This window comes from Nonomuraea sp. NPDC049141, assembly GCF_040648415.1.
GTDB lineage: Bacteria > Actinomycetota > Actinomycetes > Streptosporangiales > Streptosporangiaceae > Nonomuraea.
Genome location: NZ_JBEZDR010000011.1, coordinates 333,047 through 346,945, shown reverse-complemented (window position 1 = coordinate 346,945; position 13,899 = coordinate 333,047). Strand labels below are relative to the sequence as shown.

Below are 13,899 nucleotides of genomic sequence, written 5' to 3'. Positions count from 1 at the left end.
CCCCTCGGCGCGACGGCCTCGCGGGGGTGGGCGCGTGAGCGGGTGGGAGCACGTGGCGCAGGCCATCGCCGCAGGTGACGCGTCCAGGACGGCTGACGAGGTGTTACGCCTGGATACGGCCGGATGCCACGAGACGGCCCGCCGGCTGCCCCGCCACATAGGCCCTGCCCGGCAGGCCACGCAGGAGCACTTCGACCGGCTGCGGGCACAGATCACAACCGAGAACGAACACCATCGCAAGACGTTCATCGACGCCGAGGTGGCCCGCGGCCTGTCCGAGGACGAGGCGTTTCACCGGTGGTGGTCGACCGGCTCCTATCGGGCCCACCACCACGACGTCGACTGGACGATGCGCGACGACTGGATCGCCCCCATGCTGGTCGCGGGCGCGGGCACCCTGGGTGGCGCGGCCGCGGTCGCCACCTGGATCTTCCGGCGCGACTTCGCCGGCCGGAACGGAAACCTCCCTCTGGAGCCGCTGCTGCGGGTCATCGCCGCGCGCCCACCCGAATGGCAGGCCGACCTTGCCGTACGCGTGGCAGGACGCCTGCGCGGCACCAGCCGGCAGCGGGCGGACGGCACCGTCGCGCTGGCGCTGGAACTGCTGCGCCGTACCGGAGCCCCGCTTCCCGACCATGAGCCGCTGGTGGCCGCCTGGGCGTCCACACCGCCCGACCTCGACGACGATCCGCTGGCCGAGCACCTGATTCCGCGCCTGTTCGAAGCCGAAGGCGTGGGCCGGTTGCTGCGCGACGACCGAGGCGCGGAGGGGCAGGACGGCCGCCGGTCCTGGCTGCACGCGCTGCGCGACCTGGCCGAGGCCGGGCGTATCGAGCGGGAGGCGCTGGTCGACGGGTGCGTACGCCGGTTCCTGCGTGGCGGCAGCACGACGGACCTGCGGTTCTTCGTCCGCCTGCACGATTTGCTGGAGCCCCGGCACAGCCCGGAACGTATGCGCGACTACCTGCGGCTGCTGCCCGCCGCTCCGGGTCCGGTCGCCGAGCTGGCTCTGCGGCAACTGCGCGGCGGGGACGGGCTGAGCGGCGAGGACGTCAACGATGCCGTGGCGGCGCTCCTGTTCCGCCCCGAAGGCAAGCTCGTACGTGCCGGGCTCACCCTGCTCGACCAGGCCGCCCGTGCGGCCGGCGATGACCTCGACCATTTGGCGCCCGCGCTGGTCTCGGCGTTCCTGTGCGAGTCCTACGAGGTCAGGCAGCGGTCGGTCCGGCTGGCGGTCAAGCACGCGCGACGGTTCACGCCGGCCGGAGCCGAGGCGGTGCGGGAGGCGGCGGACGCGCTGCCCCCGGACCTGGCGGCCCTCCTGGCCGAGGCCTACGGCGCCACCACGACGCCGCCCGGCTCCTCCGATCCCGGCGGCTTCGAGGCCGCCGAGCTGCCGGCGTTCAGCGCGCCGGGCCGCCGGCCCTTCCCCGGCCCGATCAAAGACCTCGCCGACACCTTCGACCAGCTCCACCACGAATACTCACTCGATCGGTGGCTCGACGGCTTCGTCCGTAATCCGCACAACAGGAAGCATCCACAAGCCCTACAACGTCACCCTCGACTTCACCGACATGAACCTCTACATCGCCCGCGGCAAGGCCACCTGATCACCGCGACCGCACGGCCGTCATAGGAGTTGCCGGCTCCTACGGGCGGCGGGGTAAGGGCGAACCAGACGCCCTTACCCCGCCGCCCGTTGCCGTACCAGGTAGGCTTCCGGGCGCCGCAGTAGCCATGCGCGGCCGGAGCCCAGCGGGTCGCGTCCCAGCTCAGGCGCGGTTTGGCGGCTCATCGCACGGTTCTTGACGGCACCCCGACTCCCACAAGACGATTCCGTCCTCGTGGCATCGGACGCGGGAGCGGACGGCGGAAGTAGGTGCCGATCGCAGCGCTCCGAACAAGGGCGGCGCACCCCGATCGCGGTGACAGCCTTGGCGCCGTTCAGGTGCGGCTCGGTGTCTGCTCCGGGTCGGGGAGAAGGGCGGCCGGGCGGTGGGGGAGCAGCAGCGGGGTCGCCAGCAGGAGCACGCCGGCCAGGCCGATGGCCGTACGCGGGCCGAGCAGGCCGCCCAGCACGCCCCAGACGGCTGTCAGGAGCGCGGCCGAGGCCTTGGTCGTCACCGCCCAGGCGGACAGCGTTCGGGCGACCCGGTCGGTCGCGGTGCGCTCGAGGCGGTAAGTGGCGCTGACAGGGTTGAAGACCCCGCAGCAGAAGATGAGCCCGAGCTCGACGCCCATCACCAGGAACAGCCCTCCGGTGCCCGGCCCCAGGAAGGCCAGACCGATGGGCCAGAGCGCGCGCAGCGCCCCGGCCACGACCAGGACCCGGTGCTGCCCGAACCACGTGACGAGCGGCCGGGCCAGTCGCGAACCGAGCAGCCCACCGATCGAGGGCGCGGCGAAGGCGAGGCCGTACTCCCACGGTGTGAACCCGAGCTGACCGAACATCAGGACGGCCAGCAGCGGCTGGGTGGCCATCACCAGGCCGTTGAACAGGGCGGTGTTGAACAACAGCCGACGCAGCGCCGCGTCGGCGAGGATGTACCGCCAACCGTCGACCAGGTCCCCGGCCCGCAGGCGCGCGGCCGCCCGGCGCTCGGGCCGCGGCTCGTGCCCGCCCATCGCGCCGATGCCCAAGGCCGAGAGCAGGTAGCTGACCGCATCGGCCACCACCGTCGCCACCGGACCGAGGAGCCCGATCGCCGCGCCACCCAGCGGCGGTCCGATGATCGTGGTCGTCCAGGTCGTGGACTCGAATCGGGCGTTGGCGGCCAGCAGGTCCTCGGCCCGCAGCAGCGTCTTCAGGTACGCGCCGGAGGCGGCGCGGAAGGTGATGTCGGCCGCCGCGACGACGACCGAGACCAGCAGGAGCTGGAGGAAGGTGAGCACGCCGAGCGCGAACGCGGTGGGGATCGTCAGCAGCGCCGCGAACCGTACCAGGTCCATCGCGATCAGCACCGGCCGCTTGCGGCGGAACTCCACCCACGGCCCGAGCGGCACCGCCACCGCCGCACCCACCAAAGCCCCCACGCAGGAGAGCGCGGCGACCTCGGCCGGTCCGGCGTGCAACACCTGGACGGCGATCAACGGGAACGCCCCGAAGGCGAGCCACGTACCGAGCGCGCTGGTCCCATACGCTCCCCAGAGCCACCCGAACCGCCGTCCCAGCCGGTGCCTGTTCCTCATGCCCGATGCTCCTCGTCACTCATCCGTACAACCGATCCGCGATCGAAGGCATCAAAGCGCGCGCCATACCAGGAGATCAAACAACTGCAGGGCTGTCGGCCACAACCAACGGTTGTTCCCGTAGGGTGTCGGCATGGACCTCGACACCGTCCGGACCTTCGTCGCCGCCGCCGACGCGGGGCAGTTTCAGGAGGCCGCCGCCGAGCTGGCGGTCACCCAGCAGGCTGTCTCCAAGCGCATCGCCGCGCTGGAGCGCAACCTCGGCGTGCGGCTGTTCGCCCGCACCGCGCGTGGCGCCGAGCTCAGCATCGATGGGCAGGCGTTCCTGCCCCACGCGCGCGAGCTGCTGCGCGTCGCCGAGCGCGCGGTCGCGTCCGTACGCACCGGCCGCCGTCCGCTGCGCGTCGACATGATCGCCTCGCGCAGCGCGGCGTCGGGCCTGATGCGCGGCTTCCACCGTGCGCACCCCGAGATCGAGCTCGACGTGGTGATGCTGTTCGAGGTCGAGACGGCCCTGGCCGCCATTCGGTCCGGGACGATCGACGCGTCCTTCCGCGCCGTCGGCGTGCCCGGCCGGCCCCTTCCCGAGGACATCGAATCCGTCCGGGTGCTCGACGAGGCGCTCCAGCTCCTCACCGGACCCGCCCACGCGCTGGCCGGCGCCCGGTCGGTGACCGTCGCTCAGCTGGCCGGGCACCGGATCTGGATGCCCGGCATCGTCCCCGGTACCGAGTGGGCCGCCTACTACGACGATCTCGTCGCCGAGTTCGGCCTCACCATCGAGGCGACCGGCCCCAACTTCGGCTCCGACGCGCTCCTCGACACCATCGCCGACACCCCGGCCTTGGCCACGTTCATGGGCGAGCAGACCCGCCTGGTCTGGCCCGCCGACCACGGCCTGCGCCGCATCCCGGTGACCGGCCCGACGCCCGTCTACCCGCACTCGCTCCTATGGCACCGCGACAGCCCCCATCCAGCGCTGGCCACCCTCCGCGCGCACCTCGCCGCCACAACGGCCGGCCACGACGCCGCCGGGACCTGGGTACCGGAGTGGGTGCTGCCGCGCTGAACGCCGCCGCGTCCGCGGTCATCGTGGCCGGATCGACCGACGGTGACTCAAGGCAGGCATGGGCATCGACACACTCCGCACACCTCATTCGTCCGCTGTATCCGAAGCTTCCGTGGAGGCGGTTACCGGCCGGTCGGAGTGGGTGGGACACCACACCCGACCGCGCCGCTCATCGTGCTCAGCCACCGGCCGCTTCCGGCGGCGCACGACCGCCAGACGCTGGTCACCACCGGGATCGAGGATCGCACGGCGGGCCGCCGACAGGAAGGATGCCGCGCTCATGGGAGCGCCCGGCGTCACCCGCCTGCACAACGAAGTGACGATCCTCGTGACTTAGGCCGTCCTGCCCGCCATGCTCGAACAGGGCTGGGGACGCATCATCTATCTCGGTACCGGCCTCAGCCGCGCGCCCCGGGAGGGCATGATCGCCCTGGGCACGGCCAAGGCCGCATTGGCGCAGTTCGCCCGATACCTCGCCCAGGAACTGGGCCCGCGGGGCATCACGGTCAACATCGTCGAGCCCGGCCCGGTGGAGGACACCCGCATGGCGAGTGTGATCGACGAGGAGCACAAGCGGCGGCAGGTGGCCGTCACCCCTCTGGGCCGCCTGGCATACCCGGGCGACGTCGCCCAAGTGGTCGCCTTCTACGCCAGCGAGGACAACGCCTTCATGACCGGCACCTCAGCCGCGGTCAATGGCGGGATGTCCATGTACTGACGCATACGCGCGCGGGCGCGCGGCGGTGACACGATCAAGGAAAACGTTCATGTACACGATCGATCTCGCCTACGTGGGACGGGGCCTGCACGAGGAACTGGCCGCCTACATCGCCGACCAGCAGGACTTCTACGCCGAGGAGGGCGTCCACGTCACGCTGCGCGACGGCTGCGTCTGGGACGAGGAGCGGCTGCGCCGCGGCGCCACCATCGGGCTCGGCCGGGCGCTGCTGTCCCGGCTGACCGATGGCGCCCCCTGGGTCGCGCTCAATGTCAACACCGACCGCCCGCTGTTCTGGTTCCTCGCCCGTTCCGGCCTGACCTCCCTGGCCGACCTGGCGGGCCGGCGGCTGGCGGTGCACGCCCCCCACACCGCACCCGGGTGCTTCACCCGGCGTCCCCGCCACCTTCACCGCAGCCGAGTACTACCGCATCCCGGCTTCCTCGTGATCTTGTAGGACGCACCCGAGCCTGTCAGGAGCAGACATGATCATGAACTTAGCCGCCGCTCTGGCCATGACCGCCACGCTCGGCACCGCCCCCGCCCAGCCGCCGGTCGGCAAGCTGCCGGGCACCTCGGCCAAGGTCGTGGCCAAGATGGCCGGTCGGCCGATCCAGCTCACCTCCTACTCGACGCCGTCGACCAGGCCGCCCTTCAGCAAGCGGGTCTGGGATCCGGCCAAGCGCGCGTTCGTAGAGACCGAGGGGGAGGTCGCCGTGTCGCCCGACGAGCGCTGGACGGCGACCCTCGCCGAGACCAGGCCCCCCGGCAAGCCGACGATGACGTTCGTGGACCGCCAGTCCGGCGACAGGACGAACGTGGAGCTGCCCGTCCCGGCCGACCCCGAGCAGGAGGGCCAGTATCTGCACACGCTCTGGCCCACATGGTCCCCGGACGGCCGCCACCTGCTGCTCAACGTGTTCGAGGCGGGGTTCGAGCCCCGTTCCGAGGGCATCGTCCTGATCGACGTGCCCACGCTGAAAGCCCGCTTCGTCCGCATCGAGAAGGCCCTCATCACCGTCGGCGGCTTCCAGTGGACCCGCGACGGCAAGGATGTCGTGGTGCGCTGGGGCAAGAACGGAAAATCCTCCATCCGCCAGTACGACCTCACCGGCGCCGTCAAGCGGACCTGGCACGTACGCGGACGCCCGGCGGCCCAGGGACAGGGGACGTTCACCCCGTCGGGCCGCCGCTTCGTCACCGCCTGCATGTCGCTGGAGAAGTCCGCCTGCGTGTGGGACACGGCCACCGGCAAGGCCGTCACCAGGATCAAGCTGGCCTTCAGCCCCGTCTGGAGTCCCGTGCTGGGCTGGTACGACGAGAGCCATCTGCTCGCGCCGACCCCCGAGGGCGTGGGCGTCGTGGACCTCAAGGGCAAGGTCGTCGAGACCCTGCTCAAGGTGCCGAAGAAGCAGGGCCTCTACCTCCGGTTCGAGGCGCGCGGTAAGGGCTGACGACCCTCGCGTCCGGGCTCAGGTGTTGATCTGGAGGACCCAGATGGAGACGTGATCCGCGTTGTGGGTGTAGATCACGCGGAAAGTGTCGGTACGTAACTCCAACGCGCTGGGAATGCCGCCATACGGTACGGCCGCGAGCGGCTCAGGATCCTCGGCGAGGTCGAACAAGGTGTCCGCGATGATGGAACGCAGGCCGGGCGCGGCACGGCTCAGGATCTCGCGGACCGGGACATCAACGTGGAGGAGTCGTTTCAAGACCGCTCGCCGGGGGCTGGTAGGTCAAGGTCGGCGTACAGGGCGGCCTTGCTGTCGTACGTGATCATCTCGCGCTCGCCTCGCTCATTGGCGGCGATCGCCTCCGCCACGCGCCCGGCCTCCAGTTCGCGGTGGGCGCGTAGTAGTTCCTGGTAATCCTGCTCGGAGACGAGGACGGCGCGCTCGCTGCTGGAACGGCGGATGGTGGTGGGCTGGTGGCCGTGTACGGCGCGTGATACCAGGGTGCCGAGTTGGGAGCGGGCTTCGGCGATGCCCAGCGCCTCGATGGTCATGTGGATCCTCTCCCGCTTCGCTCTGCCCGAACGGTTCTACGATACGCGGCTGGCACTGAAAAGTTGTACAACCTGAGCAACTTGTACAACTTTACCCGATTCGCAGCTGACTGCTTTTGAGCCGTAGCCGATCCGAAGGAATCCATAAGTCCGTCGCACGAGTGTGAGGGGCAACCGTTCACCGCGCCGCGGTGTTCTTGCCGACGTTCTTGCCCCCACCTTCCTCGGTCTTCGGAGCCCTCATGACCACCCGCCGCTGGACGGCTCTACCCGTGTTGCTGGTCGCGGTGTTCGTGACCACACTGGACTTCTTCGTCGCGAACCTGGCCCTCCCGTCCATCCGCGCCGACCTGCGGGCGGGCGACGCCTCGGTGCAGTTCGTGATCGCCGGGTACGGGCTGGCGTACGCGGCCGGGCTGATCGCCTCCGGGCGGCTCGGCGACCTGTACGGGCATCGACGGGTGTTCCGTACCGGGCTGGCGCTGTTCACACTGGCGTCGGCGGAGTGCGGGCTCGCGGGCGGGGCGGCTTGGCTGGTGGCCGGCAGGATCGCGCAGGGCGTCGCGGCGGCGCTGCTCGCACCGCAGGTCCTCACGCTGCTCGGGGAGCTCTACCGGGGCACCGACCGGGCCACGGCCTTCCGCTGGTACGGCACGGTCGTCGGCCTGGCCGGGGTGAGCGGTCAGGTGATCGGCGGTGCGCTGGTGGCCGCCGAGCACCTGGGGCTGGGCTGGCGGGCCTGCTTCCTGGTGAACGTGCCCATCGGCGTCGCGGCGCTGGCCATGACCGGACGCGTGCTCCCTGCGCCCGTGCCGTCACCGTTACGGCGGGCCGGGCTCGACGTGGGCGGAGCCGGGCTCGTGGCCGCCGGGCTGGTGGCGGTGGTGCTGCCGCTGGTCGAGGGCCGTGAACAGGGCTGGCCGCCGTGGGCCTGGTGGTGCCTGGCCGCCTCTGGTCCGATCCTGGTCACGTTCGTCCGCCGGCAGCGGCGGCTGGTGCACGCGAGGCGGACCCCGCTGCTCGACCTCGACGTGTTCACCGACAGGACGTTCGCCTGGGGCCTGGTCGCCGTGGCGCTGCTCTTCGGCACCTCGGCCGGGTTGTCGTTCGTGCTCGCCCTCTACTTGCAGGACGGCCTCGGCCTCGGCCCGCTCGCTGCCGGAGCCGTGTGCACCGCGCTCAACGCGGGCTTCTTCGCCGCCTCGCTCCGCCCGGGACGCTTCGGCGCACCCGTGCTGCTGCTCGGGCTGTGCCTCCTGTACGAGGTCGTGGCGCGTGCGGCGCAGCCGTACCAGGTGGCCATGGCCCTTGTCGTGGTCGGCGCCGGGATGGGGCTGCTCATGTCGCCGCTGCTCTCCTCGGTGCTGTCAGCCGTACGCCCCGAGCGGGCGGGAGCCGCGGCCGGGGTGCTCGGGACCGTTCAGGAGACCGGGGGAGTGCTCGGCGCAACGATCACCGGCACCGTCTTCTTCGGCACGCTGGACGGCGGCGACTGGCGGGCCGCGATGCTGGCCGGGCTGTCCGTGCTGGTCGCGGGCGCGTTGGGCGTGCTGGCCCATGCCATGATGCGTCCGCCCGCACGTACCCCGGTGGCGGCGAGAGCATGTGTGCAGCAGGATGGCGGGACATGCTGATGCTGTGACCGGCTTCGTCATTGTCGAGTCCCTCGGGTCGAGCGCGGACTGACGATCAGGGCGTCGCGTTGTGCGGAGCTCAGGCGGTCAGGCCTCGGGGTGATGCCGTACGCGCCGCGCCCGACCTGCTCCACGGTGAGCGGGTCGGAGAGGATCGGACGACGGCTGATCGTGTCCAGGGCGCCGGCCGCCCGCTGGATGGGCCAGTTCAGTGCCGTGGCGAGTTCGTCCACGGTGAGTGGCCGAGCGGCGTACACCAGCGCGGCCAGCACCGTCAGCGCGTCGCGCACGACGGCGTCGGTGAGGCCGCTGCCGTTCATCTGCTCGCTGATCCAGGTGAAGAACTGAGCCATCTGGCCCAGCCGGGTGCCGGCGGGCGTGCCGGCGCCGAAGATCTCGATCCCGTGCCGCGCGGCCGCCGCGACCTCGGCGTGTGCCCCGGTGTCGGCTTTGAACGCGCGGAGCCAGACGTCGTCGTCGATGACGTACCGCTCGCGGCGGCCGGCCTCCTGCATGCGCCTGACCAGCTCGATCGCCTCGAGGTAGCCGATGGCCTTGGACACCGACGCCGGGCTGACCTGCAGCCGGCGTACGAGCTCGGCGGACGTCAGGCCCCCGGAGTCGGAGGTGAGCAGGCAGACGAACACGCGAGCGGGCATCCGGGGAAGGCCGGTCTCGACCAGCAGCGTCGCGAACCGCTCCACGAAACCGCGTACGGACGCGTCCGGCCGCCCGTCGGCCGGTGGCTCCGGGACCTGAACCGGTCTGCGGCGGCGGGCGCGCTGCCCGGCGGCCTGCTGGGCGCGGTCGGCCAGATATCCGTCGCGCGCGCTGTTGCGTGCCACTTCGCGGCTGATCGTGGACGTAGGCCTGCCCAGCCGCCGGGCGATCTCGGCATATCCCAGCCCGTCGGCCAGCCAGATCGCGATCTGCCGGCGATTCTCGTGGGTCAGCCTGCCTCCGGGCATGGGCCCGCCCTCCTGTCAGTTGTGCGTTCACCAACAGTACATTGCAACGGCTGGTCGGCGTGGGTTGCATTTATCGACAATGCTGTTGCAACGATCTGCGCGAATGACCAGTATGAAGGCGCATCATGGGGAATTTCTCGTTGACTGCATTTGAAATGCAACGTAGCCTTTTCTCGCTTGGAAAGAAACGAGGAGCACCTATGACAAGAGCGTTGGATGTGCCCCGGATGCGAGCTCGCGTGTCCGAGCTGCTCGCGGAATACCGGATCCCGAGCGCCGTGATCGGCGTCCTCCGCGACGGAGAGATCACCGACTTCGCCGTCGGCGTCAAGAACATCTCCACGCGGGAGCCCGCGACGACCGACACCATCTACCAGTGCGGCTCCGTATCCAAGACGTGGACCGCCCTCGCCTTCATGCAGCTCGTCGACGAGGGGAAAGTCGCCCTGGACGAGCCGGTGCGGACCTATCTCCCTGATTTCCGGGTCGCCGACCCCGATGTCAGCGCCAAGGTCACACCCCGCCATCTCCTCAACCACACCAACGGCATCGAGGAGAGCTACGGAGATCCGGGGGAGGACGACGACGTGTACGAGCGCATGGTGGCGAACATCGCCGGCGCAAGCCAGGTCCACCCCTTGGGCCACACGCACGGCTACAGCGCGGCCCTGGGCTACGCGATCCTCGCCCGCATCATGGAGGTGATCGACGGCAAGCGGTGGGACGACATCATGAAGGACCGCCTGTTCGACCCCTTGGGACTGACCTCGACGAGCAGCCGGCATGAGCACGCGGACCAGAACCGGGCCGCGACCGGATACCTGATCCGATCCCTCGAAGAGGGCCCCATCCTCTCGCCGCTGGATCACCTGCCGCGCTCCTTCGGCCCCGGAGGCAACGTCAACACGACAGCCCGCGAACTGCTCACAATGGCGTACGTCTTCCTCAACGAAGGAAAGGCGCCGAACGGGACCAGAATCGTCTCACCCGGCATCATCCGCGAGATGACGGAATCGCGGGTCCCCATACCTGACCCGTACATGTTCGGGCCGGAATGGGCACTCGGCCTCATCGTGTGCGACTGGCACGGCCAAACCGTCTACGCCCACGACGGCAGCGCGGTCAGCCAGTGCGCCCGCCTGCGGATCCTGCCGGAATCGAACATCGCCATCTCGATGCTGGCGAACGCCGGGCCGCGCGACAGCTTCTACCGGAAGGTGTTCAACGAAATCCTGGCCGACCTCGGCGCGGTCACGATCCCCGACCTGCCGGAGCCCGATTCGACCCTGGCCCTCGATCTGTCCAGGTACGAAGGCTCCTACGAGCGTCCCGGCACCCGCTACGAAGTGGCGGCCGAACACGGAAAACTCCACCTCAGGTTCACCCTGAACCCCATGGAGGCGCAACTCCTCGATAAACCAGAACAGCTCGACTACGAACTTCTCCCGATCAGCGAGACCCACTTCTTGATGCCTTCGAACGATCCGCTCGAAGACCCGCAGACCGTCGCGATCTACGACTTCAAGAATGGTGCCGCACAGTATCTTCACCTCAATTGCCGAGTAAATCCGAGAGTTAATGAGGAGGGTGCCACGATGCACGTCATGGCTGTTTCCACGATTTCCGACACCGACGGTTTCTGGGATTGCCTGAAGACGGCGTACGGCCGGCTTCCCAAGGGTGCCAAGTGGACGCTGGCGGTGGCGAGCACCGACGGGACCAAGGCGGTGAACGTCATCGTCCATGACTCGATCGACGGCGTCAGGACCTTCTTCGAGGATCACGCCGGCGCCTTCGCCACGACGGATTACTTCGAGGCCGACGCGTCAAACGCGGTCGGCCTCCCGACGACGTAACCGCTCCTCGCACTGCCGTCCGCCCGAGCAGCATTCGACACCGCCAAGACCCCATCTGCTTACGGGACAACTTTGCCGGCCAGGAAAGATCCGTCATCGTGCGTCGCGTATCCCGAGAATGTAGGTCGCGGTGAGCGCGACGGCACGGTCTTCGTCATGGGACAGCTCTGCGAGGGCTCGTGACGCCGTGGTTCCCGGGATGTCCGCGAGCGCCTGTGTCAGCCGTAGACGTGCGGACGGTTCAACGGTGGCGTGGGCGAGGCGATCAACGAGCCTGGTAGCGATCTGATCCGCCAACGCGGGACGACTAGCCAGCGCGCTCAGGGCGTCGGCTGCGTCGACGTCATTCGTCCCCTCGACGACGATGTCGATCAGCGTCGGGATCGCGTCGACCACTCCACGTGCCCCGAGCGTCAGAGCCGCATATCTGCGGACCACGATGTCGGGGCTCGTGAGGGCGTCCTGCAGCAGTGTGGTCGCCGCACCGTTCGGAATCTCGGCGATGGCCTGGACGGCACGTTTGCGCACCTCGGCCACTGGTGAGCCGAGGCCCTCCGCCAGCAGCGCGAATCCGTCATCGCCTGATTGCGCCAAAGCCCATCGAAGGGCTCCGGCGACGTTCGGGTTCGTCTCGCTCAGCACTGCCTCGACCAGTGCTTCCACCGGCATCGGCGCCTCTCCGACTGAGGACAAGGCCGCGCGCTGGCGCTTGTCGGCGCTGTTCGACCCCAACGCCTGCAGGAGTGCGACGATCTGGAGGACGTCCTCCCAGCCGGTGGGTTCTACGGCGTCGATCCGGCGCAGTCGCGTGAGCAGCTCCGTCTCCGCCGCGATGCGTTCTCGTGTCTGGCGGATGAGGTCGTCGACGAGCTCTGAGGGCGTGAAGTCGGGATCATCGAGTGCGCGCCTGACTTCACGCAGCGACAGCCCCAATGACCGCAGGCTCTCGATCTGGAAGATCCGCCGGATGTCCTCGCTGGAGTACTCGCGATAGCCCGCCTCGGTACGGCCCGTTGGCCGCACCAGGCCGAGCGAGTCGTAATGCCTGAGCATGCGGGCGCTGACCCCGGACCGCCGGGCCACATCACCGATCAACACGGCCCATCACTCCTCCTTGCTGGTAGTGCCGAGAGCCACCACGCGCTTCGCCTCCTCGATCGCGAACTCGAATCCGGCATCCGGGTCGTTCAACAGCCGTTCCGTGGCGATCGCGTGGGCGCGTACGCGTGGGTCGAGATCCGTCATCGCAGCGTGCAGCGTGGGCACGATCACCTCACCGAGCGCGACCAGCGCTCGGCTGAGGCTCAGCTGCATCTCACGTTCGCCGCGCCCGAGTTGTGTCGACAGCACCGCGGCCAACTCGGGCTCCTCACCTTCGGGCACGAGCACGACCGCCGCCCGCCAAGCGCTCCGCGCCACCTCGTCGTCGGCGTCGGACAGAAGCGCCCGGGTGATCGCCGGCCAGGCTTGCCGATCCCCGATCTTGGACAGCGTATGCAGTGCCTGGCTTCGTGCCTGCCCGCGCTCCGAGCGGAGTTCCTTGAGGACCTCTGGAACCGTCATGGATGCTGAGTGGCGGGTGAGTGCCCAGGTCAGCATATCGCGCACATGGAATTCGGGTTCGATCGCGCATCGTTCGATGAGCTTGTCGATGAACCGCGGGTCAGGGGCCGTACCGACCGCCATCGCAGCCCGCAGCCGCACTGACGAGTCGCTGTCCTCCAGCCCCTCGAAAGCTGGTTTCTGCATGGTCATCGGGACCACCTCCTTGGCAACAGTGAAGGCCTTGTCACTGTGTCAAGGTCAAGCGGGATCACCAGGCACCCTGCCCGAGTGGACCGAGGTGAAGGAGTCCAGTTCGTCTGCTCGCCGGAGGTCCTTGGGGCGGCCTATGGCGCGACGCATCCGGATGAGGTCTCTTCGGGAGGCGTAGTGAACTTCCAGGCCGCCCGGGTCGACCGCGGTGATCGCGTGGTCGAGGAAGTCTTGGACTCGAAGGTCGCCCCAGGGGAGCGCCGGGGTGCAGCAGTCGCCGCTGGCTCCGGGTGAGGTGAACAGCGCTTTGGGGCGGAGAAAGGACTCCGGGTGAGGTGCTACGGGGATGCCCTTTTCGTCGATCAGTTGGGCATTGACGGAGGTGAAGGCGGCCGCCAGGGCTGGGGCGTGCGCCGGGGCGCCATCCCAGAGCAGGTCCAGATCACCGGTCAGTTCGGTGGATCCATGCATGATGCCGGCGACCTGCCCGATCACCACGGCTCGGACACCGCTGTGATGGAGGGCTTCGAGCAGCGGGAACGGGTCGAACCCGATGGCATCGTCCGTGCCGATCGTGCCGACGACGTCGGCGTCCTGGTGGCTCAGGCTGGTGCTCGCCCGGTTCAGGGCCAGTTCGCGGGTGCGTCGGGCGGCGGCGCGGAGTCGGTCCAGCGGTTCGTCGATCATCTGATTCATGTAACACCA

At 69.4% G+C, this 13,899-nt stretch carries 14 protein-coding genes; 7 read left to right on the top strand and 7 right to left on the bottom strand.

The features are described 5' to 3' along the window. Positions 1–34: 34 nt before the first annotated feature. Positions 35–1,636: a hypothetical protein gene (locus AB0B91_RS32830; protein WP_358327710.1), complete on the top strand. Its 1,602-nt coding sequence runs from the start codon at positions 35–37 to the stop codon at positions 1,634–1,636. A 308-nt stretch (positions 1,637–1,944) separates the two neighbouring features. Here the strand turns inward: AB0B91_RS32830 and AB0B91_RS32825 are convergent, their stop codons facing one another. Then, the gene (locus AB0B91_RS32825) at positions 1,945–3,189 is read right to left on the bottom strand and encodes an MFS transporter (RefSeq protein WP_358327708.1); all 1,245 of its coding nucleotides are present in this window, start codon (positions 3,187–3,189) and stop codon (positions 1,945–1,947) included. 133 nt (positions 3,190–3,322) lie between these two features. Here AB0B91_RS32825 and AB0B91_RS32820 point away from each other — a divergent pair, with 133 nt between their 5' ends. The 4 genes from AB0B91_RS32820 (at position 3,323) to AB0B91_RS32805 (ending at position 6,430) form a co-directional block, all read left to right on the top strand. After that, the gene (locus AB0B91_RS32820) at positions 3,323–4,258 is read left to right on the top strand and encodes a LysR family transcriptional regulator (RefSeq protein ID WP_358327706.1); all 936 of its coding nucleotides are present in this window, start codon (positions 3,323–3,325) and stop codon (positions 4,256–4,258) included. Positions 4,259–4,601: 343 nt separating this feature from the next. Further along, positions 4,602–4,976, top strand: a complete 375-nt coding sequence (locus AB0B91_RS32815; protein ID WP_358327901.1) for an SDR family oxidoreductase — start codon at positions 4,602–4,604, stop codon at positions 4,974–4,976. Between the two features lie 49 nt (positions 4,977–5,025). Further along, positions 5,026–5,433 (top strand): ABC transporter substrate-binding protein, encoded by a 408-nt coding sequence (locus tag AB0B91_RS32810; RefSeq protein ID WP_358327705.1) that lies wholly within the window; start codon positions 5,026–5,028, stop codon positions 5,431–5,433. A 28-nt stretch (positions 5,434–5,461) separates the two neighbouring features. Next, positions 5,462–6,430 (top strand): hypothetical protein, encoded by a 969-nt coding sequence (locus AB0B91_RS32805; protein WP_358327703.1) that lies wholly within the window; start codon positions 5,462–5,464, stop codon positions 6,428–6,430. 18 nt (positions 6,431–6,448) lie between these two features. Here the strand turns inward: AB0B91_RS32805 and AB0B91_RS32800 are convergent, their stop codons facing one another. Both AB0B91_RS32800 and AB0B91_RS32795 read right to left on the bottom strand, forming a co-directional pair. Next, positions 6,449–6,688 (bottom strand): hypothetical protein, encoded by a 240-nt coding sequence (locus AB0B91_RS32800; RefSeq protein ID WP_358327701.1) that lies wholly within the window; start codon positions 6,686–6,688, stop codon positions 6,449–6,451. Further along, positions 6,685–6,981, bottom strand: coding sequence for a type II toxin-antitoxin system Phd/YefM family antitoxin (locus AB0B91_RS32795; protein WP_358327699.1), 297 nt, complete (start codon positions 6,979–6,981; stop codon positions 6,685–6,687). The genes AB0B91_RS32800 and AB0B91_RS32795 overlap by 4 nt, the downstream gene beginning before the upstream one ends. Before the next feature lie 242 nt (positions 6,982–7,223). Between AB0B91_RS32795 and AB0B91_RS32790 the strand changes: the two genes are divergently transcribed. Next, positions 7,224–8,615, top strand: coding sequence for an MFS transporter (locus AB0B91_RS32790; protein WP_358327697.1), 1,392 nt, complete (start codon positions 7,224–7,226; stop codon positions 8,613–8,615). 17 nt (positions 8,616–8,632) lie between these two features. On the opposite strand, the gene AB0B91_RS32785 is transcribed toward AB0B91_RS32790, so the two are convergent. After that, complete coding sequence (locus AB0B91_RS32785; protein WP_358327695.1) at positions 8,633–9,583, bottom strand: helix-turn-helix domain-containing protein; 951 nt, start codon at positions 9,581–9,583, stop codon at positions 8,633–8,635. 200 nt (positions 9,584–9,783) lie between these two features. On the opposite strand from AB0B91_RS32785, the gene AB0B91_RS32780 reads away from it, so the two are divergent. Beyond that, positions 9,784–11,439, top strand: coding sequence for a serine hydrolase (locus tag AB0B91_RS32780; protein WP_358327693.1), 1,656 nt, complete (start codon positions 9,784–9,786; stop codon positions 11,437–11,439). Between the two features lie 93 nt (positions 11,440–11,532). Here AB0B91_RS32780 and AB0B91_RS32775 read toward each other — a convergent pair whose 3' ends face one another. Genes AB0B91_RS32775 through AB0B91_RS32765 form a run of 3 tightly spaced genes read right to left on the bottom strand, consistent with a single transcriptional unit; the run spans position 11,533 to position 13,890 of the window. After that, positions 11,533–12,537: a HEAT repeat domain-containing protein gene (locus AB0B91_RS32775; RefSeq protein WP_358327691.1), complete on the bottom strand. Its 1,005-nt coding sequence runs from the start codon at positions 12,535–12,537 to the stop codon at positions 11,533–11,535. 6 nt (positions 12,538–12,543) lie between these two features. Further along, positions 12,544–13,194 carry a HEAT repeat domain-containing protein gene (locus tag AB0B91_RS32770; RefSeq protein WP_358327689.1) on the bottom strand — a complete coding sequence of 217 codons (651 nt, stop codon included), beginning with the start codon at positions 13,192–13,194 and terminating at the stop codon, positions 12,544–12,546. 48 nt (positions 13,195–13,242) lie between these two features. Next, positions 13,243–13,890: a hypothetical protein gene (locus AB0B91_RS32765; protein WP_358327687.1), complete on the bottom strand. Its 648-nt coding sequence runs from the start codon at positions 13,888–13,890 to the stop codon at positions 13,243–13,245. Positions 13,891–13,899: the final 9 nt, after the last annotated feature.